Source organism: Klebsiella aerogenes KCTC 2190 (assembly GCF_000215745.1).
GTDB classification, from domain to species: Bacteria; Pseudomonadota; Gammaproteobacteria; order Enterobacterales; family Enterobacteriaceae; genus Klebsiella; species Klebsiella aerogenes.
This window is the reverse complement of the sequence record NC_015663.1, coordinates 3,261,248-3,280,996: the sequence shown is the minus strand read 5'-3', so window position 1 is coordinate 3,280,996 and position 19,749 is coordinate 3,261,248. Positions and strand designations below refer to the sequence as shown.

The 19,749-nt window shown below is 56.5% G+C and carries 14 protein-coding genes and 1 pseudogene; 1 reads left to right on the top strand and 14 read right to left on the bottom strand.

The window, feature by feature from the left end; translation table 11 throughout:
* Window positions 1-13 precede the first annotated feature (13 nt).
* From mepK to cmoM, 6 genes and pseudogenes are all read right to left on the bottom strand, one after another.
* Complete coding sequence (mepK, locus tag EAE_RS15495) at window positions 14-565, bottom strand: peptidoglycan L,D-endopeptidase MepK (RefSeq protein ID WP_015367456.1); 552 nt, start codon at window positions 563-565, stop codon at window positions 14-16.
* Window positions 566-817: 252 nt separating this feature from the next.
* Window positions 818-2,614 (bottom strand): L,D-transpeptidase, encoded by a 1,797-nt coding sequence (gene ldtD, locus EAE_RS15490; RefSeq protein ID WP_032707696.1) that lies wholly within the window; start codon window positions 2,612-2,614, stop codon window positions 818-820.
* 184 nt (window positions 2,615-2,798) lie between these two features.
* Window positions 2,799-7,247 (bottom strand): chromosome partition protein MukB, encoded by a 4,449-nt coding sequence (gene mukB, locus EAE_RS15485; RefSeq protein ID WP_015704893.1) that lies wholly within the window; start codon window positions 7,245-7,247, stop codon window positions 2,799-2,801.
* Window positions 7,247-7,951, bottom strand: coding sequence for a chromosome partition protein MukE (gene mukE, locus EAE_RS15480; RefSeq protein WP_015367459.1), 705 nt, complete (start codon window positions 7,949-7,951; stop codon window positions 7,247-7,249). Before mukE ends, mukB begins: the two co-directional genes overlap by 1 nt.
* Window positions 7,932-9,254: a chromosome partition protein MukF gene (gene mukF, locus EAE_RS15475; RefSeq protein ID WP_015704892.1), complete on the bottom strand. Its 1,323-nt coding sequence runs from the start codon at window positions 9,252-9,254 to the stop codon at window positions 7,932-7,934. Before mukF ends, mukE begins: the two co-directional genes overlap by 20 nt.
* A pseudogene (gene cmoM, locus EAE_RS15470) lies at window positions 9,251-10,055 on the bottom strand (tRNA uridine 5-oxyacetic acid(34) methyltransferase CmoM). Before cmoM ends, mukF begins: the two are co-directional and overlap by 4 nt.
* Window positions 10,056-10,176: 121 nt before the next feature.
* Here cmoM and elyC point away from each other — a divergent pair.
* Window positions 10,177-10,956, top strand: a complete 780-nt coding sequence (elyC, locus tag EAE_RS15465) for an envelope biogenesis factor ElyC (protein WP_015704890.1) — start codon at window positions 10,177-10,179, stop codon at window positions 10,954-10,956.
* Here the strand turns inward: elyC and EAE_RS15460 are convergent.
* The 8 genes from EAE_RS15460 to ihfB form a co-directional block, all read right to left on the bottom strand.
* Complete coding sequence (locus EAE_RS15460) at window positions 10,933-11,826, bottom strand: YcbJ family phosphotransferase (RefSeq protein ID WP_015704889.1); 894 nt, start codon at window positions 11,824-11,826, stop codon at window positions 10,933-10,935. The two genes, elyC and EAE_RS15460, sit on opposite strands and share 24 nt — an antisense overlap.
* A 130-nt stretch (window positions 11,827-11,956) precedes the next feature.
* A complete protein-coding gene (gene kdsB, locus EAE_RS15455; RefSeq protein ID WP_015367464.1) occupies window positions 11,957-12,703 on the bottom strand; it encodes a 3-deoxy-manno-octulosonate cytidylyltransferase in 747 nt (248 codons plus the stop codon).
* Window positions 12,700-12,882 carry a protein YcaR gene (gene ycaR, locus EAE_RS15450; protein WP_015367465.1) on the bottom strand — a complete coding sequence of 61 codons (183 nt, stop codon included), beginning with the start codon at window positions 12,880-12,882 and terminating at the stop codon, window positions 12,700-12,702. Before ycaR ends, kdsB begins: the two co-directional genes overlap by 4 nt.
* Window positions 12,883-12,944: 62 nt before the next feature.
* A complete protein-coding gene (locus tag EAE_RS15445; RefSeq protein WP_015704888.1) occupies window positions 12,945-14,174 on the bottom strand; it encodes a winged helix-turn-helix domain-containing protein in 1,230 nt (409 codons plus the stop codon).
* Between the two features lie 54 nt (window positions 14,175-14,228).
* The gene (gene lpxK, locus EAE_RS15440) at window positions 14,229-15,209 is read right to left on the bottom strand and encodes a tetraacyldisaccharide 4'-kinase (protein WP_015704887.1); all 981 of its coding nucleotides are present in this window, start codon (window positions 15,207-15,209) and stop codon (window positions 14,229-14,231) included.
* On the bottom strand, window positions 15,206-16,954 hold the full coding sequence (gene msbA, locus EAE_RS15435) for a lipid A ABC transporter ATP-binding protein/permease MsbA (protein ID WP_015704886.1): 1,749 nt from the start codon (window positions 16,952-16,954) through the stop codon (window positions 15,206-15,208). The genes lpxK and msbA overlap by 4 nt, the downstream gene beginning before the upstream one ends.
* A gap of 45 nt (window positions 16,955-16,999) precedes the next feature.
* Complete coding sequence (locus tag EAE_RS15430; protein WP_015704885.1) at window positions 17,000-19,255, bottom strand: ComEC family protein; 2,256 nt, start codon at window positions 19,253-19,255, stop codon at window positions 17,000-17,002.
* Between the two features lie 205 nt (window positions 19,256-19,460).
* Window positions 19,461-19,748, bottom strand: coding sequence for an integration host factor subunit beta (ihfB, locus tag EAE_RS15425; RefSeq protein ID WP_004100704.1), 288 nt, complete (start codon window positions 19,746-19,748; stop codon window positions 19,461-19,463).
* Between the last annotated feature and the right edge of the window lies 1 nt (window position 19,749).

Below are 19,749 nucleotides of genomic sequence, written 5' to 3'. Positions count from 1 at the left end.
GATGCTCCTTTCGTTACCAGTGCCGTACCGGACCGGTATCAATATGCACAAAGTTGCTACGTGGGTAGTATCCTACACCACCTGAGCGCATAGATAACGCCGCTTTGCGAATATTGCTTAAGGCAACGCCTTCAATGTGGAAATCCATCGCCTGGCCTTTGGTGTGATAGCTGTGTTTCGCTACACCACGGCTTCGTGCGCGAAGTTCATCGTTGGTATCGACGGAGCGATAACCGGAGATGAGCTGGACAGGCTTGTTGGTGCCGAGTAGTCCCTGCAGGCGGTAAAGCTGATCGAACAATCCTGGGTCAATAGACTTAATTTTGTTCGCGCGGAAATCACGGAAAAAGTGGTTAAGTCTTGCTAATTCATCCTGAATATAGCCTCTACCATCGAAAAACTCCGCCTTGAGTGATTCACCGGTGTGCAGGTTATTCAGCGTCAAAATACGCGGTCGGGGGGTCGAGAGGGTGGCAAATGCCGGCGCAGGGAGAATGGCGGCAGCACCGAGGGCAGCGCCACCCAACGCCAGCAATCTGCGGCGATTAGCGTCAAATTTGTCCATGATAATCAGGTCTACAGGTAAATGAATCGTAATATACTTTTCCGCTAAAATGTCCTTGGCTGGGTCGTATTGACCGCCGCAACACATTTTTGCGGATTATATGTATATGCACTTCTGGCGCACGAAAGGCACCTTACCGGGCATTATTGCCAACGTCAAGGCAGCCTCACCCCAGGAAATACGGGCCTTGTAGACGACCAGGGCCCGATTTCGTTCAGTGCTAGGACAACATTTTTCGCAGAACTACTTCATTTACCTGATTAATTGTTCCGCTTTTGGCAGAATTTGTGCGCTGGATCGCGCGGTGAGATCGTAATTGTAAATATCTGTTCGATATTGTGTACGTCCATCAGCACCAACAAAGGCGGTTAAATAATATAAATTAACCGGAATATTTTGCCGAATATTGACGTAGCGCGTATCCCCCTGCTTCAGCGCGTCGGAAATACGTGAATCATTCCAGCCCGCATCCTGCAATAGCATATTCGCCAGCTCAGAGGCTTTATTGACGCGAACGCAGCCCGAGCTCAACGCGCGAACATCTTTCTGGAACAGATTGTGGTTCGGCGTATCGTGGAGATAAATAGCATCCGAGCTTGGCATATTGAACTTATACCGCCCCAGCGAGTTGCGTGCGCCCGGCGCCTGCTGGAAACGGAACGGTAGATTCTTCTCGGTGATGGTAGACCAATCGACACCATACGGATCGATAGCTTCTTTGCTGTTCCAGCCGCGCATCAACGTATAGCCATGCTGCTCCAGATAGCCTGGATTGTTGCGCACCTTCGGCAGAATATCTTTGCGCGCCAGCGTCGGCGGCACGTTCCACGGCGGGTTGACCACCACGTTGTTCAACGCGCTGCTCATCATCGGTGTTTTACGATCCGGACGACCGACAATGACCCTCGATGCCAGCACCTGACTGCCGTCCTGATAGTAGACCAGCGAGAACGCTGGAATATTGACCATGATGCCGGTGGACAATTTGCTCGGTAGCAAACGCAGACGCTGGATATTCAGCGCCAGCACCCCGGCACGCTGCGCCGAAGAGACGTTCAGCCAGTCGCGGGTGGACTGGCCGATGACGCCATCAGCGCCCAGCCCCTGCCAGGCTTGAAAGCGCTTAACGCCTTCTACCAGTTGGCGATCGTAAACGCCGCGCGCGGCGGGTTTTGCTTTCGATTTCGGTTTCGCCGATGGGCTAACCACATCGCCCGGTAAGGCGATTTTCGCCGAATCATCCAGCATGCCGGTACGCTGCAGGATTTCACGCAGCGCGCCGATATCGTTACTCCACTCTCCCGGACGAAGCGAGGCATTGCTGGTCAGTTGTGGCCACGGACGGTTATCCGCCACCAGCGTCAGCAGCGCCTGATGCATTGCCTCATATTGTGAATGTTGTGGCGCCAGTCCGGCAATAAACTGCGGTAGCGAACCGTTATCCAGCGCCAGCTGCCACTGGTTAATCACCGACAGCGGCGGCGTCGCCATTTTGTACGGCGTTGAGCCATACAGCCAACGGTTCCCCTGCATCGGAATACCGCTAATAAAATGCAGATATCCCATCATGGCGTCGGAAAGCACGACATCGCGAGCCATGCCGCTGACGGACGGATCCGTCAGCAGGCTCACCCAGGTGGTGAACTGCGGCTGGAAACCGGCGATAGCGACCTCTGCCAGCTGCTGCTGGAAGGCCTGTACTGCTTCGCGGTTCTCCCACATGGGTTTCATGTCGCGGGCAGCGTATAGCGCCACCAGCGGGTTGATATAAACCGGATGATAACCCGACGGCAGCATGGCCTCGATTTCAGCACGGCTTTTCGCCACCACATCCGCCGCCAGCGGCTGCTCGCCGGCCATTTGCGCGACCGCAGCGGACTGACCATCGTTTTGTACCAATGCCGACGAAAGATCGCCCACCGTCGCAGAGCTATCTGTGGGTATGACTTCAGGCTCTGCGGCCTGAACATTAAACAGCGGAGCAAATGCAAAAGCCAGGCTCAAGCTGAGCACCGACATTTGTCGACCATACCGTTTCTTAAGCAACATCCCTTGCCCCCTGTTAACACATTGCTGCCCGCCTGATGGGGCTTATTCTCAGTATATAAAGGCGAAAACGCTTTTGCCTTACCAAATGTAAAGAAGTTTAAAGACTATACCTTGTTAGCGTACTGTACAGAAAAACAAAAAGGGCGACAAATTGTCACCCTTTTTCCTATTAATCGACGCCCTTTCAGGAGGCGTCAGCGGTTCCAGGCAGCGCTTCCGGCACCGGCGCGGCAAAACCGCGCAGACCGACAACGTGTACATGTTCGTGATTATTGAACACTTTACGCACCAGTTTATAGGTGGTGCCTTTTTCCGGGCTGATATTTTCCGGAGCCGCGATAATCAGCTGCATCTCGAGACGTTCGCACAGTTCGAACAGCGTGGCGATAGAGCGAGCATCCAGACGTGCTGCTTCATCGAGGAACAGCAGACGGCAAGGCGAGATATCCTTGCCGCGCAGGCGACGGGATTCATCTTCCCAGCTCTGCACCACCATCACCAGAATCGACATCCCGGTACCGATCGCTTCACCGGTCGACAGCGCGCCGGACTCCGCGCGCAGCCAGCCGTCGGAACCACGGTTAACTTCCACTTCCATCTCCAGATAGTTGCGGTAGTCGAGCAGTTCCTCACCGATGGTTTGCGGCGTACGTTGCCCCATGTCAATCTGCGGATTCAGGCGCTGATACAGTTTGGCCAGCGCTTCCGAGAAGGTCAGGCGATTGCTGTTAAACAGATCCTGATGTTGCTCATGCTGTTCAGACAGGACATCCAGCAGCGTCGAGTGGGTCTCGCGCACGTTGACGTTCAGACGCACGCTGTTGACCTGGCCGAACGACACGCTCTGCAGCCCCTGGTTGAGCATGCGAATACGGTTCTGTTCACGCTGGATGGTCTTGCGAATGATATTCGCCACGCTGCGGGAGCTAATTGCCAGCTTCTGTTCGCGATTGGTCAGCTCTTCGGTCAGACGGCTGAGCTCGATTTCCATCTGCTCGATCGCTTCTACCGGATCGTCAGTGCGAATAATATCCTGGCGGATTCGCTCGCGCAGATGCTGATAAACCGCAACGAAGAACTGAATTTTGCGCTCCGGACGTTTCGGATCTTCCGAAATACGCAGGACGTCGCGCAGGTGTTCGTTATCGGCGACCGCCAGACGCAGCGCGCCCAGCGCCTTATCCGACATCGAACGCAGTTCGTCGGCGGAGAGATAGGCCAGCTCGCGGCGGTGCAGACGACGTTCCACGCCGTTGTCTTTCACCAGACGCATCACCGCGCACCATCCCGCTTTAGCGCTCACCACCTGCTCGCGCATTTCGCAGTAATCGCGCTCCAGCTTGCGCAGTTTGCGGGTCAGGTTGTCCATCTCCGCTTCGCAGAAGGTCAACGCTTTCTCCAGCTGATTACGACGGGAGCGGTTGTTGCTCAGCTGCATATGCAGCTCATCACGACGCGCACGCGCACGCTCTTCCGCGCCGGTATCGGCGCGTACGCCGATATCCTGCAGCTCTTTATACAGATCGTTGAGCAGCTCTTTCTTGGTGTCATACGAGCTTTTCAGCGACGCCAGCACCTGGTTGTACTGGTTCAACTGCGCAACGTGGCTACGCATCGCTTCGCGAGCGCGACTGCGCTCAGATTCTGCTTGTTGCAGGCGCTGGCGCAGCTTCTCGTTGAGATCGCTGTTGCCGCTGAGCATCTCCGCCGAGTCAGAGTAGCTGAAGTGGGCGCGGCGCTGCACGACTTCCGCCAACGCGAAAGCCTGCTGACGCGCATCGCGCTGCATTTGCTGCGAATAGGCATAGTCTTCTTTCAGCTGTTCAAACTGTTCCGGGTCGCTTTGCAGTACCGAGACGATCGGTTCCAGTTTCGCCAGCTGATTGCCATGCTGCTGGATAAAGCGCGCCGCTTCCTGCGCTTCGTCCAGACGCTCCTGGATTTCATCTACGCGATCGGCCAGCGTCTCATCGGCCAGCAGGTTCAGGCGCGGCAGCAGGCGGTTCAGCGCCGATACGCCCTCTTTCGCCTGCTCGTACTGGACGCGATTCTGTTGGTTATCGCTTTCATGCGCATTCAGCGCACGCTCGAGTTCACCGCGGCGGCTATTGAGTTTGCGGATCTCTTCTTCCGGGTCGTCATCAAAGGCAACCGCCAGATGGCTACCGATGAAGCGGCTGAAGGCCTGATGCAGGCGCTGCGTTTTCTGCACGTCAAACGACAGCGTAGCAAAACGCTCGGAGAGACTTTCACGCTCGGCGTGCAGCGTTTCGATGCGGTTTTCACGGGCGGCGCGGCCAAACAGCGGCAGCGTCGGGAAACGCGAATAGCGCCACTGGCGGTCGGCAATCTTCACCACCACCGCTTTTTCCAGCTCATCGACGCTGAATACGCTGTCATCGAAGGACTGCGGATCGCCTTCGATCAGATACAGGTCTTCCGGGCAATCTTCCAGCCCTTCGAGCTGCTCCGCCACCTGTGACAGATCCGGAACCACGATCGCATGGCGCGATGGGCCATACAGCGCGGAGAAATACGGCGCATCGTCGAGGCTAACGTCGTCATAGATTTCCGACAATAGCACGCCGCCAAAGCGCTCCGCTAGCGCGTTCAGACGCGGGTCTTCAGAGCCGCCCGGTTGGCTGAGACGCTCAATTTCTTCGTCAATGGCGCGCTTGCGGGCGCCGACTTCATCGCGCTCAACAATGGCTTCGCGCTCGCGCTCCAGCAGCTGCTGCAGGTATTCGGTGACGTCCTGGCTTGATTCAAACTGCTCGCCGCACTGCTCGCACAGTTGGTTGAGGCTGTTTTGCGCCGCCAGCCAAATCGGCGCCCGGCGCATCAGCGTCTGGGTACGCGACTGCAGTTGCTCAAGCTCCTGACGCAGAGCCATGCGCTGTTCCTGAGCGTTAGAGACGCTGTCGGCCAATGAGGCAATGCGCGCTTCCAGCTCCTGATGCAGCGTTTCCAAATCGTCGATATCGTAGCGTTTGCCCTGGCGCTTACAGAATTCGGCCAGCTGGCGCTCGGCGTCTTGTTGTTCACGCAGACGCTGTTCCAGCTCGTTGAGACGGCTACGCAGCCCATGCGCCTGCTCCGCCAGATGACGCTGGTTGACGCCGTCGCGTAGTAATTCACGCGCCACATCCCAGGCTTCATTACGCGCCAGCGGCCCGTTGATCGCCGCAACCAGCTGATACGCTTGTTCAAACTGGCTGTGCGCGGTTTGCGCCACGCTCATTTTCTGTTCCAGCGACAGCATTTTTTCCGTCGCTTCCAGCTCTTTCGCCTGGAACGTTTCCAGCCATTCGTCGGCGCTGTCGGCGGTTAAATCCGGCAGGTGACACAGCGCGCGCGCGCGTTCCAGCGCCTGTAGCGCCTGATTGTACTGAATGGCGCGAGTCTGCTGCACGTCGAGCGCCTGCTGGTAATCGGCGAGCTGGCTTTTCAGCTCATCCACTTCCAGTTCGGCGGCCTCGGCGCGGGCTTCGTTCTCTTCCTGCTGGTCGGCGGCTTCCGCCACCACTTCATTTTGCTCTTCCAGACGAATCTGCAGTTCGTCGAGATCCGCCTCGTAGCGCTCGATTTTTTCCTGCTGACGCAGCGCGGTTTGTACCAGGTTCAGGTGATCGCTGGCGGCCTGGTAGTCGGCTTCCAGATCGCCCTCTGCGCCGTTGTGCTCCTGCAGCTCGCGTGCCATATCGACATGTTTGTACTGCTCTGCCGCCAGCTGCGAACGCGAGGTAAAGAGCTCGCGACGGTACTCCAGCGCTTTATCCAGATGGATGCGCCGCTCGTTGGCGTGACGCATGTAGTCCGCCGCCACGTAGTTGGTGGCTTCACTGATAAGGTGCTTAAACAGATCGCGATCGGACTGGGTAACGCGAATCGCTTCCAGCGTCATACGGTTTTCACGCAGCGCCGCTTCCATATCCTGGAATGCCTTACGTACGCCGCTGTTTTCCGGCAGCAGGTAATCGCGCAGGGAGCGGGTAATGGTGCTGGAGATCCCGCCGTACAGCGAGGCCTCAATCAGGCGGTAGTATTTGCTACGATCGGATGCTGAACGCAGACGACGCGCTACCACGCCCAAATCAAACATCAGCGAGTGATATTCGGTAATCGAGTTAAACTGTTTGAACTGCACCCCTTCCATCGCGTCGAGCTTCTCTTTCAGCTCGTTGAGGCTCACGACGCGCGCCTGGCGCTCGTTAAGGGTTTCGGTCAACAGTTGGGTCGGCTGGATCGAGGTTGGCAATCCCTGGATGGCAAATGGCTTAATATCGACTTTACGGTCGCGCCCGGCAACCTGCTGCAGACGCACGCCAACCACCACGCGCTGGTGGCGCGAGTTGATCACGTCAAGCACCGAGTAACAGACGCCGGCGCGCAGTTTACCGTGCAGGCCTTTATCACGCGAACCGCTGGTGGCGCCCGCTTCGGTGGTGTTACGGAAGTGCAGCAGGGTTAAATCGGGGATCAGCGCCGTGACGAAAGCCGCCATGGTCGTGGATTTACCGGCGCCGTTACCCCCGGAGAGCGTCGTTACCAGCTCATCAAGATCGAAGGTCCGGGCAAAAAAACCGTTCCAGTTAACCAGCGTCAGCGAGCGAAACTTACCGCGTTCAATCATTATTCTTCCTCCCCGCTATCCGGCTGATTCTCTTCATTCTCATCATTGAGCTGCAGGTGATTCTCCAGCGCCATCGCTTCGCCGTCGCGGATCATGCGCAGCTGCGCTTCGCGTGGATCGTCGCCAACGCGCACGTCAGCGCCAAAGCGGAATACCGATTCGGTGATGCGGAATTTACTGCTGTCGTGGCCCATAAACCACACCATGCCGAGGCGGCGCAGGCGGTTGAGGGACGCGCGCATTTTTTCCTGCAGCTTCTGGCGGTCGAGGTCGGAACCGGTGGAACGGTTGTTGACCAGCTTCAGCAATTTGCTTTCGTCCGCCAGCGTCAGCAGCTCATCGTAGAGCTCTTGCTGAGTGAAGATGCCTTCATTAGCCAGACGTTCGGGGCTGAGGTAGAGGTAGCACAGAATTTTGCCGACCATCATATCCAGCTCTGATAATACCGAGCGTGGGATCAACGTCGTGGAGCGCGGACGCAGGTAGAAGAACCCCTCCGGCGCGCGAATCAGCTCAACGTTGTAGCGCGCGTAAAACTCTTCCAGGTAATCCTGAAAATCCATCAAAAATGCGTGATTATCCAGCTCATCCAGGCCAATGTGGCGGCCCGCACGCAGGGCGCTGTCCAGCGCCGGAAATAACGGATTGGCCAACGCCTGCGCCAGCTTAGCTGGCATCACTTGTTCAATATTTGTCAATGACATGCGCCTGTACCTTGGCTCCGTAATCATTAATCGGCTGCCATTTTGCCGGCAGTCCGGTGAAATCTGCCTGGGCGACGCCCAGCTGTACCGCCTGGTCAACAACGATTCGCGCGACGTCAAAGTGACGCGCGCGCGGATACTGCGCCAGAAACTCTCGCGCCACCAGGCCGAGATCCAGCGGCATACCCTTCTCTTTGTAGACCGCCAGCTGCGCTTCAATCAGCGCGGCCAGCTGCTCGCGAATTTCGTTGAACTCTTCGAATTCAAGGTCTGCCGGCAGTTCGCCGGTGACTTCTTCATCGCGCAGCGCCATCTCTTCATCGCGCATATCCAGCAAACGGTCGGCGCTGGCATAGGTCAGCGCCCACGGAGCGTCGAAGTAGGTCTGTACCGACTGACGCAAACGCTGGGCGAACACGCGGTTTTTATCCATATCGATGGCGGTACGGATAAATTTATGTACGTGACGATCGTAACCGATCCACAGGTCGATAGCCTGTTGACCCCAGCTGACAATACGGTCGAGCTTGCTTTGCAGATCGAACACCAGACGGTCGACAAAATGCAGATCGTCGCGCGCGATGGTGGCGTCCTGGATACGCAGCAGGTTGGCCTGTAGCTTATCGCCCGCCGCATCCAGAGTATCCTGCAATTCGCGCAGAGTGCCGGAGGTTTCGGACAGCAACAGTTCGCAGCTGGAAATCGCCGCGCGCCAGTCTTTGTTCAGCAACTGGGCGATATCGTCTTTCACCTGCTGTTGCTGCTCATCCATGATGCGTTGAGTCAGATCGATACTATCGAAGATTTCCGCCACCGAATATTTCAGCGGCGCAAAGACGTTGCGATGCCAGTGGAATTCATCGCCGCCCTCATCCGCAGAATCTGCAGCCCGCTTCAGTTCGCCGGCCACAATCGACAGCTGCATCGACAAACGCAGGGTGGAGAATTCACGCTGGCGAATATAGTAGTCGGTAATGCCAATACCTAACGGCGTCAGGCGGTAGATCGCATTCCCTTCCGTTATTTCGCTGGTAAAGCGGTTCAGCAGACGCTGGCGCACCATATCGTTGATGGCGTTATTGGCGCGCTGGCTGATGGTTTCGCTGGTCTGCTCAAACGCATCACTGACGTGGCGGAACGCGTCCACCAGTACTCCCTCGGTCATTTCCCCTTCCAGCCGCTCGCCGTTCAGCGTGGCGACAGCCAGCAGAAAAGAGAGTCTGTCGACCGGCAGCGAGATGGAAAAATCATTTTTCCTGGCCCAGGCAACCAGTTCGGGGACTGTCTGGGAAAATTCACTCATAGTTTATCCTTGCATCTGCGGCTGTGCGCCTGGATCTTTCTTAAGCGCAGTGACATGAATATAGCGGCCCAGGCTGATATACGGCTCCTGGCGACAGTAGCGCGTTTCCAGCTCCAGCAGCGCAGTAAAGCTGTCATGCTGTTTACGTTTCTCACGCAGATAATCATGAAACACCCGCACGCCGGTTTTACCGGTTATCTGCCAACCGAGAGCTTCCAGCCAGCCGTATACCTGCTGCGGATCGCGCGGATAATCCGGCGACAGCGTGCGTTTTTTCTTTTTCGGCATGCCGATTTGCACGTAGTCGAAGTTTCCGGCGACCATATTGTGCATCAGCAGGCCGTTAGCATTGTAGAACATTAACGACAGCGCGCCGCCCGGGCGCAACACCGACCACAGCGTGCGCAACATTTCCTGCGGTTCCGCGACCCACTCAAGCACCGCATGAAACAGTATCAGATCGACGGGGCTTTCCAAATGCTGAGCAATATCCTGCGCCGCGCATTGTACAAAATGCATGTTGTCGATCACACCTTTATCGCAGGCGGCCTGCTGAGCACGAGCCACCATTTCGGCGGAAAGATCGCATAGCGTCACGTGATGGCCTAATTCCGCGACGCGGATCGCTGTTTGCCCTTCGCCGCCGCCGGCATCAAGTACCCGCAACGGCCCTGGCCCCATCTGCGCGAGCAGCGGTTCCAGATCCTGCCAAAGGATCGCCTGGCGCAGTTGGCCTTTGGTGGTGCCATAAATATTGCGCGAAAACTTTTCAGCGATGTCATCAAAATTGCGATCCTGCACGGACGACTCCACAAGCCAACACAAAACCGCTATTTTGTCATACCCACGGCGATAATGAAGCGATCTGTTATAAGATCCGTATATAACTTTGGTTATATGGTTAAAAAAGGAACCATTCGGGATGCTTTTCACACTGAAAAAGGTATTGGGCGGCATGATGCTGCCGCTTCCTCTGCTGTTATTGCTGATGGCGATCGGCATCATTCTGCTATGGCGCAGCCGTTTTCAAAAAACCGGCAAAGCGCTGGTCACCCTGAGCTGGCTGTTGCTGACGCTGTTAAGCCTGCAGCCGGTGGCCGACGGGTTGTTAAAACCTATCGAAAAAAGCTACCCGACCTGGCGTGGCGGCCAATCCGTTGAGTATGTCGTGGTGCTGGGCGGCGGCTATACCTGGAATCCGCAGTGGGCGCCGAGCTCCAATCTGATCAACAACAGCCTGCCGCGGCTGGCTGAGGGGATCCGGCTGTGGCGGGAAAACCCAGGCGCGAAAATGATCTTTACCGGCGCGGCGGCCAAAACCAACCCGGTTAGTACCGCCGAGGCGGGGGCGCGCGTCGCCGAAAGCCTCGGCGTACCGCGCAGCGCGATTATCGTCCTTGACCGACCAAAAGATACCGAACAGGAGGCGGCTGAAGTAAAAAAAGCCATCGGCGGCGCGCCATTCCTGCTGGTGACATCCGCCTCGCATCTGCCGCGAGCGATGATATTTTTCCGCCATGCCGGACTGAATCCATTACCGGCGCCAGCCAACCAGTTGGCGGTGGAATCGGCGCTTAACCCCTGGGAACGCGCGCTGCCGTCACCGTATTGGCTGATGCACAGCGAACGCGCGATTTACGAGACCCTGGGACGAAGCTGGCAGTGGCTGAAGGGAGCGTCAGGCGATCCAGGGCAGGATTGATTTCGCGGCAAATGAGAAACGGGCGCGATCGAAGCGCCCGGTATTTACCAGGCTTTCGACTTCATCCCATAACTGATATAACCAGCGCCGCCAGACGAAAGACTCCGCGACCGGCGCCCGCTGCAAATAACGCCATAGCAGCTGCTCCCCTAACCCGCCGTCGGCGAGGCGGAACAGTTCGTACTCGCGCGGCGCCCACAGCATCATCCCCGGCCCGACCATCGCCAACAGCTGATCGGTGCGCGCGTCTTTGAGCATGCTACGTAGCGTAAAGCAGCCATGGACCAGCACGCAGTTGTCGTTGAAATCACTAAACAATTGCGGCAGGCTTTCACGACTGCGGAATAAAATGCGCTTATCCTGCATCGTTAGCCCGGTGTCATGATAGAGGTTGAGCGTGCTCCACAGCATTTCTACCCGCTGGCGATACCAGTGCGGCCAGACGTTTTCCTGGGTGCTATCGACCATTCCCACACAGCCGCCGCTGTCGTGGCGGTGCCATGCCAGTAATCCTTCGACAATCTGATCCTGCAGTTGCTCCCACCGCTCGGGCGTGCGCGCCGGCGCTTCTACTGAAACGCCGCGTAACCGTTCAATGAGCAATACGTCAGGCCCCGGATGTTCTTCATGCGTCATGACGCCGTATACCACCGGCATACGAACGGTGCCGCTACGGGCAAGCAGCGAAATTTTCCACGCCAGCTGGCGCGCCACGCCGGGCGTGGTAAAGCTTTTCGCCAACAGCGGCATCGGGTTTCCCTGCGCATCATACAGCGACCATAGCGCTGACGAGGGTTTCTCGCTAACGCACTCCACGCGGCTTAGCTTCTCGCCAAGCAGGTGGCTCAGTTCGGCTCGCAACTGTTCCATCATAGATACCCTCATGAAGACTACTGTTTTCATAATGAGCGTCTGGGGGCGACTTGTCAGCGGATAAGATCAAAAATGGGCTAATTAGCGGCAGAAATATGTCCCCTCTAGGCGAAGGGGACGGCAAGAATTAACGCAGTTCGGCGCGGACGCGTTCCAGATCTTCCGGGGTATCCACGCCAGTGCCAGGAACCACTTCCGCCACCGCAACGTGAATTTTTTCGCCATACCACAATACGCGCAGCTGTTCGAGCATCTCAATTTGCTCCAGTGGGCTTGGCGCCCAGCTGACGTAGCGGCGAATAAAACCGGCGCGATAAGCGTAAATACCAATATGGCGCAGCAGGGAATCGCCAATTTCTTCGCGCGATTTTGCAAAACGATCGCGATCCCAGGGAATAGTCGCTCGAGAAAAATAGAGCGCATAGCCGTCGGCATCCATGACCACTTTGACCGCATTCGGGTTAAATGCTTCTTCGGCATCGTGAATAGGCACCGCCAGCGTTGCCATCCCGCTGGTGCTGGCCGCAAGGTTTTCCGCCACCTGGCGCACGATCGCCGACGGGATCATCGGTTCATCACCCTGAATATTGACGATGATAGTGTCATCGCTGAAAGCACATTTTTCAACGACTTCCGCCAGACGTTCGGTGCCGGATTGATGGTCGGCGCGGGTCATACAAACCTCGCCGCCCGCGGCTTCAACCGCACGCGCGACATCTTCATGATCGGTGGCGACGATAATGCGATCCGCGCCAGATTCGCGGGCGCGCTCCAGCACGTGGACGATCATCGGTTTACCGTTGATATCCTGCAGAGGTTTCCCCGGCAGGCGCGTGGAGGCAAATCGCGCGGGAATAATGACGACAAAACTCATGGCTGGCTCTCTTCTACCGCGAGCGAGCGCGCTTCGTTTTCAAGTAGTACCGGGATCCCGTCGCGCAGCGGGAAGGCCAGGCTGTCGGCTTTGCAGATAAGCTCTTGCTTATCCTGGCTGTAGTACAGCTTACCGTTACAAACCGGGCAGGCGATAATTTCGAGTAAACGGTGATCCATGATTCCTCCTGATGGACCGAATAGATTTGGCAGCAGCATATCACAGGATGGTAGCCCGCGTATCACGCGGCATCAACACCCCAACCTTGCCGCTGGTTAGCAAATAGCGCCGCGGGTAACTGGCGCAGCACAACCTCTTCTGCCCCTTGCCAGCGCGCAAAATCATTAATTGCTCGCTGGAGTCCGCTCTCCAGCCCGGCAGTCACTTTAACCCCCTCTTCCAGCCACAGCGAAAAGATCTCCAGCACGCCGCCCTTACGGTGCAACTTGCTGTCCATCCTGCCAACCAGTTTGCCCTGATGCAGCAACGGTAGTACAAAGTAGCCGTATTGCCGTTTCGGCGCTGGGGTATAACATTCCAGCCGATAGCTGAAGTTGAATAACTGCTCGGCGCGTTTACGGTCCCAGACTACCGGATCAAACGGCGAGAGCACGGCGCTGTGGCTGGCGGTTAACTTACCGCCGGATGCCGATTCCAGCACAGCTTGCAGATCGCGGTGCAGCCACATCTCACCCAGTTCCTCAACCATCACCGGCACCACCAGCCCCTCATCCTGCCAGCCCTTCAGCAGCGCCGGTAATGCAGGCTGGCGTAGACGATAATAATCGGCCAGCCACTGTGGACGAAAAACGCCCAGGCTGCGCGCGCTGTTACGTAGCATAATGGACTCGGCCTCCTGACGGGAGAGCGCATCGCGCCCATCATCCCAGTGCGGCATCGCACGATGGGTTAAATCATAGACGCGATGAAAATTACGCCGCTCAACGACCATCAGTTTGCCGGCGGTGAACAACCCTTCCAGATGACGTTTATGTGGTTTCCACTCCCACCAGCCGCTGGCGCCTTTACGTGGATGGGAAAAATCCGCCGAGCGAACCGGGCCATTTTGCGCGATATGCGCCAGCAACTCTTCTATGCTCGCGGCATGCTCGAGCATCCACTCTTTATGGTATTTCCAGCCCATCTTGTCGGGATTCAACATCCGGTGGCGCACGAGGGCGAAATCGCTGCGTGGCAAAAAACAGGCTTCATGCGCCCAGTATTCCATCAGTTCGCCGCTACGCAAGGAATCATCCAGCCAGTGCTGCGGATAGCTACCAAGGCGGCTAAACAGCACCAGATAAGGGCTACGGGCGACCACGTTGATCGTATCGATTTGCAGCAGCGACATCTGCTGGATGGTGGAAAGGATGTCAGTCTGGCGAGCGCGACGTCGGGGCTTTTTCAGTAACCCCTGCGCCGCAAGATGAAGATGGCGAGCCTCTTTTAGCGACAGTTGCAATACCGACATGCAGGTTCTCCGTAGGGGATTCAAGCACAGCGGCGAGCAAAGCCAGCACGCAGGTTAACGTTGCGCCAGCGTCACTAAGTCCGCGAGCAACCGCTGTGCGCGATCATCGGTCATTATGGCGTCAACCGGCAGATACCACCAGTTAGCGGCGGCGAATTCACGGCATTTTACCGCGTCTTTCTCGGTCATCAACAACGTCTGCGACGGGGTTACCAATGCGGCGACAGCGCTTTGACTCAGCGCCTGATGATCCGCCAGCGCCACGGTTTTCACCGGCCGCACGCCGCAGTTTTCTAGCGTCGCGAAAAAGCGCGGCGGATGGCCAATGCCGGCCATCGCTACTACGTTATCGAGGGTCGCAACATCGCGACGCTCGCCGGTAAGCAGGTTCACCGCCATGCCGGGACGCAACTGCATCGGAATTTCACCCGGGCGGGCGACCCCGCCGTTGACGATAACGGCATCGACGCTTTGCAAACGGGATGCGCGCTCGCGCATCGGCCCGGCCGGCAGCCACCAGCCGTTGCCAAAGCGGCGTACACCGTCAATCACGACAATTTCTACATCCCGCGCCAGCTTATAGTGCTGCAGACCGTCATCGGTGACGATAATTTGTAAATCGTGAGCGGCTAATAACGCTTTTACCGCCTCACTTCGCAGCGGAGAAACCGCTACCGGCGCGCCGGTACGCTGATGAATCAACACCGGTTCATCGCCCGCCTGCGCCGTACTGGTCGCGTCATCCAGAACCAACGGATAGCTGTCGGCTTTGCCGCCGTAACCGCGAGACACCACGCCGACGCGAATACCGCGCTGCTGTAGTTGCTCCACCAACCACACCACCACCGGCGTTTTACCGTTGCCGCCGGCGGTCAGGTTACCGACCACGACTACCGGCACCGGCGCGCGCCAGGCTTTTTTCCACCCCAGCTTATAGCTAAGGCGAATGAAAGCGCTCACCAGGCCATACAGCCAGGAGAGCGGCAGCAATAGCCGCCAGAGCGGCGATTCGCCGGACCAGATGCGCGCTATCATTGACCGAATTGCATCTTGTGTAGCTGCGCGTAAACGCCTTTATGTTCCAGCAGATCCAGATGGCTACCGCGTTCAACAATGCGGCCATCTTCTACCACCACGATTTCGTCAGCCTGTTCGATAGTTGACAGGCGGTGGGCGATAACCAGTGAAGTGCGGTTTTTCTGCAGTTCATCCAGTGCCGCCTGAATCGCACGTTCCGACTCGGTATCCAGCGCCGAGGTGGCTTCATCGAGGATCAGGATAGGGCTGTTGCGCAGCAGCGCACGCGCAATAGCGATACGCTGACGTTGACCGCCGGAGAGCATGACGCCATTCTCGCCGATAATCGTGTCCAGACCGTTATCCATCTTGTTGATAAAGTCCATCGCATAGGCCATACGCGCCGCTTCTTCAATTTGCTCACGGGTGTACTCTTCGGTACGCGCATAGGCGATGTTATTAGCGACGGTGTCATTAAACAGATGCACATTTTGCGAAACCAACGCCACCTGATCGCGCAACGAGCTCAGTTTGTACTCGCGCAGATCGTGGCCATCCAGCAGAATTTGCCCCTCGTCAACATCGTAAAAACGGGTAATCAGGCTGGCGATGGTGGATTTACCTGAGCCGGAACGCCCTACCAGCGCAACGGTTTTTCCCTCCGGAATGCTCAGATTAATGTTACGCAGCGCGGCAACTTCGCGACCAGGATAGCTAAAGGTGACGTTGTGGAACTCCAGGTTACCTTTGGCGCGCTCAATCACGCGCGTGCCTTCATCTTTCTCCTGCTCGGAATCCAGAATGGAGAACAGCGTCTGACATGCCGCCATCCCACGCTGGAACTGCGCGTTGACGTTAGTCAGGGATTTCAGCGGACGCATTAGCGCGATCATCGAAGAAAAGACCACGGTGATGGTACCGGCGGTCAGGGTTTCCATGACGCTTGGGAAGCTCGCCGCATAAAGCACAAAGGCCAGAGCCAGAGAGGCAATCAGCTGAATGACCGGGTCGGAGATAGAGGACGCGGAGACCATTTTCATCCCCTGCAGGCGCATCTTATTACTGACCTTGTCAAAACGCTTGGTTTCGACTTCCTGACCGCCGAACATCAGCACTTCTTTATGCCCTTTGAGCATCTGTTCCGCGCTGGTGGTCACCTGCCCCATGGTGTTCTGCATATTCTTACTGATATTACGAAAACGCTTCGAAACCACCCGAATCGCGACTGACACAATCGGCGCCAGCACGATAAGAATCAGCGACAATTGCCAGCTGTAATAGAACATCATGGCGAACAGGCCAATAATTGAGGCCCCTTCACGCACTACGGTTATCAACGCGCTGGAGGAAGATGAAGCAACCTGTTCGGAGTCGTAAGTGATACGCGACAGCAACGTCCCGGTGGACTGTTTGTCGAAGAAGGCGACGGGCATGCCCATCATATGACCGAACAGGCGGCGACGCATCGTCATTACCACTTTGCCGGAAACCCAGGAGATACAGTAGCTCGAGATATAGCTACTGATGCCGCGAAGCACCATCAAACCGATCACCACCAGCGGCATCCATAACAGCACTGAGCGATCCGTTTTACCAAAACCATCATCCAATAACGGTTTAAGAAGCGATAACATGAAGGTATCACTTGCCGCGTTAAGCACCAACGCCACGGCCGCTACGATTAGCCCGGCTTTAAACGGCGCTATCATCGGCCAAAGTCGGCGGAAGGTCTGCCACGTGGAGAGATCTTTATCGTTCTGCATTCAATAAACCAGCTTATGTTGAAATAGCCGCATATTCTACCCGTTCTACGCCTCTGCGCCAAACCACTGATGATACCAACGAGGTAAAAGTTGATCCCGTAAGCTCTGGATTTGCCAACCATCTGGAGAAAAAATAAGCGTAATTTGCCCTGAGTGCGGAGTATCAAACCACAGATACCCCTGTTGGCGATAACGCTGCACGACCTTACTGGAAGGCATCTTCCAGGCATTGTACCGCGCTGCCGATGCGATGGCCGCCTCTCCTCCTACCCGCTGCAGTAATGTCAGACTGGATGATGTATTACTACCGTGGTGCGGAACCTGAATAAGTGTAGACGTAAGATGCTGCCAGTAATGACTCATCATTTTCTGTTCGGCCGGAATTTCGATATCACCGGTAAGTAAAACGCTGCGCTTGCCGTCATCGACCCTAACCACACAGGAACCATTGTTTCCTTTATGCTCACCCGCAGGCAACGGCCAAAGCGCCTGAAATCGAAGCCCTCGCCAGCGCCAGGTTTCTCCTCTGTGGCAGGGTAGATGTCCACGCAGCTTAAGCGGACTGCGAATCACGAGATGCGGCCACGCCTTAATGAGCGCATTCAGACCACCGCGATGATCAAGATGTTCGTGGCTCAGGATGACCCCTTCCGGATGGAGACCGCGCCAGCGCAACCAGGGCACGATGAGTCGCTGGCCGCTATCGCCTCCCGGCCAGGCGGGGCCGGTATCGTACAGCATTGCCGCCCCTTGACGCTCAATGACTATCGCTAACCCTTGTCCGACATCCAACATCGTCACTCTCCACTCGCCTGGCGTCGCGGTGCGCCAGAAGGGCCAACTGAGTAGCGCCACGCCGCTCATACAGAGTAACGGCATCTGACGCCAGGCCTGAAAACGCCATGCCAGGAGCGCCAGCCACGGTAGTACACTGATCGCCAACCACCGTTCGTCAAGCGATAACCATCCGGCAGGCAAATGGCGTAAGAACCAGAATAATATTGCCAGCAGACGATCGGCGAGTTGCCATAACGCCATTTCAAGCAACACCGGGCCGCTTAGATGCAGTAGCATCGCCGCTAAAATCAGCGGGACTATCAGAAATGTCACCAGCGGAACGGCAACCAGGTTTGCTATCAATGAAGTCAGGCTAATCCCATGAAAAAGCCCTATCTGCAGCGGCGCCAGCAGTAACATCAGGCCGCATTGCAGGTGGCCCAGCGCCAACAGTTGCCGCCACGGTGAACGACAGCGGAGCCGGCGAAGCGGCGCAAGCTGATACCAGAAAATCAACGCAGCAACCGCAAACACCGATAACCACAGGCTTTCTGAAATCATCGCCAGCGGATCAGCCAACAGTATTGCCGCAATACAACAGCAAAAGATTTGCCACGGCGACCAACGCCTGGCCTGTAGCCTTAACAGACATCCTGCGCTTAAGGCCGCACAGGTACGCAGCGCCGGGGGTTGCATGCCGGTAAGCCAGGCGTAAAACAGCGCGCAGCCTAACCCGACAAGCAGCGGTATCCGCCAGCCTATCCAGCGGCACGGAAGAAAGAACTGTATTCCACGAACCAGCAACCAGCCAAGCGACGCCCCCAGCGCAATATGCAGGCCGGAGATAGCCATTAAATGGGAGGTTCCCGTCTCCTGCATTAATCTTTTTATCTCATCCGCAACTGCCAGGCGCTCCCCCATTCCCAGCCCCAGCATCACCGTTTTCCATGGATACTTAGCGAGTGTGCGGTTTAACGAGGCCAGATAGCGAGCCCGGAAGCTGCAACGTGAATCAAGCGATGAGGCATTTAGAAAACGTCCGCTAAGCGGGCGATGCTGTGCCAGAGCGTAGCGCTGGCTATCGAAGCCGCCCTCATTTAACTGTCCATGTACCGGACGAGCGCGGATGGTCATCAGCCAGCGCTGCCCAACGCAGCCTGCTTCAGGCAGTTCGCTGCCGTAGAGGGTAATCCCAACCGCAGGATATAAACGCCGACCCTCAAGACGAATTATCTTACCTTGCCAGCTCGTCAGGCCATCACCGCCTACCAGCTCAATAATGGCCTGTCGGTTGCGTCCGGGAATATGCTCAGTGGGCCACAGCGCTTGCCGGGCATGTAATATTCCCCATACGAAAAATAGCAACGTCAATGCGGCATACGTTGTGCAAGGTTTGCGCAGCGTTGCAATGATTAGCGCAGCGCCAATCAAGCACCAGACGCTTAGCATATTCGGTAGCGCCGGTAGCCAAAGCAGCGGCGAAATTCCGATTATGGCGCAGCCTGCCAGATGTGGTAATCGCATAACACCTCCCTGTTATCGGGGAGTGTCAGACAATTCGCCACCGTGATCATGCATAAAAGAATGGCGTTGCGTCGCGCTATCCGGGAAATGTTGGCGCTTGCTATCAGGTAACAAAAGTTTTGCGAGCGGACGCGAAAAACAGACATAAAAAAAGCACCCTCAGGTGCTTTTTTATTAAGTAAGTCTTTGCCTGATGCGGAAAAACTTACTCTTCGTAAATATTGGCGCGGTCGCGTAGTTCTTTCCCGGGCTTAAAGTGAGGAACGTATTTACCTTCCAGTTCCACTTTATCGCCAGTCTTCGGGTTACGCCCGGTGCGAGGTGCTCGATAGTGCAGAGAGAAGCTGCCGAAACCGCGGATTTCAATGCGCTCACCTTGAGCAAGCGTTGAGGCCATATGCTCCAGCATTTCTTTAACAGCATCTTCCACCGCTTTCGCCGGGATATGAGATTGCTGGCTGGCAAGTCTTTCTATCAATTCTGACTTGGTCATT

What these genes read in the sequence shown, in the direction of transcription:
- mukF (WP_015704892.1), bottom strand. Translation starts at nt 9,254, where the DNA reads ATGAGTGAATTTTCCCAGACAGTCCCCGAACTGGTTGCCTGGGCCAGG.
- EAE_RS15430 (WP_015704885.1), bottom strand. Translation starts at nt 19,255, where the DNA reads ATGCGATTACCACATCTGGCAGGCTGCGCCATAATCGGAATTTCGCCG.
- mepK (WP_015367456.1), bottom strand. Translation starts at nt 565, where the DNA reads ATGGACAAATTTGACGCTAATCGCCGCAGATTGCTGGCGTTGGGTGGC.
- msbA (WP_015704886.1), bottom strand. Translation starts at nt 16,954, where the DNA reads ATGCAGAACGATAAAGATCTCTCCACGTGGCAGACCTTCCGCCGACTT.
- kdsB (WP_015367464.1), bottom strand. Translation starts at nt 12,703, where the DNA reads ATGAGTTTTGTCGTCATTATTCCCGCGCGATTTGCCTCCACGCGCCTG.
- ycaR (WP_015367465.1), bottom strand. Translation starts at nt 12,882, where the DNA reads ATGGATCACCGTTTACTCGAAATTATCGCCTGCCCGGTTTGTAACGGT.
- elyC (WP_015704890.1), top strand. Translation starts at nt 10,177, where the DNA reads ATGCTTTTCACACTGAAAAAGGTATTGGGCGGCATGATGCTGCCGCTT.
- EAE_RS15445 (WP_015704888.1), bottom strand. Translation starts at nt 14,174, where the DNA reads ATGTCGGTATTGCAACTGTCGCTAAAAGAGGCTCGCCATCTTCATCTT.
- ihfB (WP_004100704.1), bottom strand. Translation starts at nt 19,748, where the DNA reads ATGACCAAGTCAGAATTGATAGAAAGACTTGCCAGCCAGCAATCTCAT.
- ldtD (WP_032707696.1), bottom strand. Translation starts at nt 2,614, where the DNA reads ATGTTGCTTAAGAAACGGTATGGTCGACAAATGTCGGTGCTCAGCTTG.
- EAE_RS15460 (WP_015704889.1), bottom strand. Translation starts at nt 11,826, where the DNA reads ATGGAACAGTTGCGAGCCGAACTGAGCCACCTGCTTGGCGAGAAGCTA.
- mukE (WP_015367459.1), bottom strand. Translation starts at nt 7,951, where the DNA reads ATGTCATTGACAAATATTGAACAAGTGATGCCAGCTAAGCTGGCGCAG.
- mukB (WP_015704893.1), bottom strand. Translation starts at nt 7,247, where the DNA reads ATGATTGAACGCGGTAAGTTTCGCTCGCTGACGCTGGTTAACTGGAAC.
- lpxK (WP_015704887.1), bottom strand. Translation starts at nt 15,209, where the DNA reads ATGATAGCGCGCATCTGGTCCGGCGAATCGCCGCTCTGGCGGCTATTG.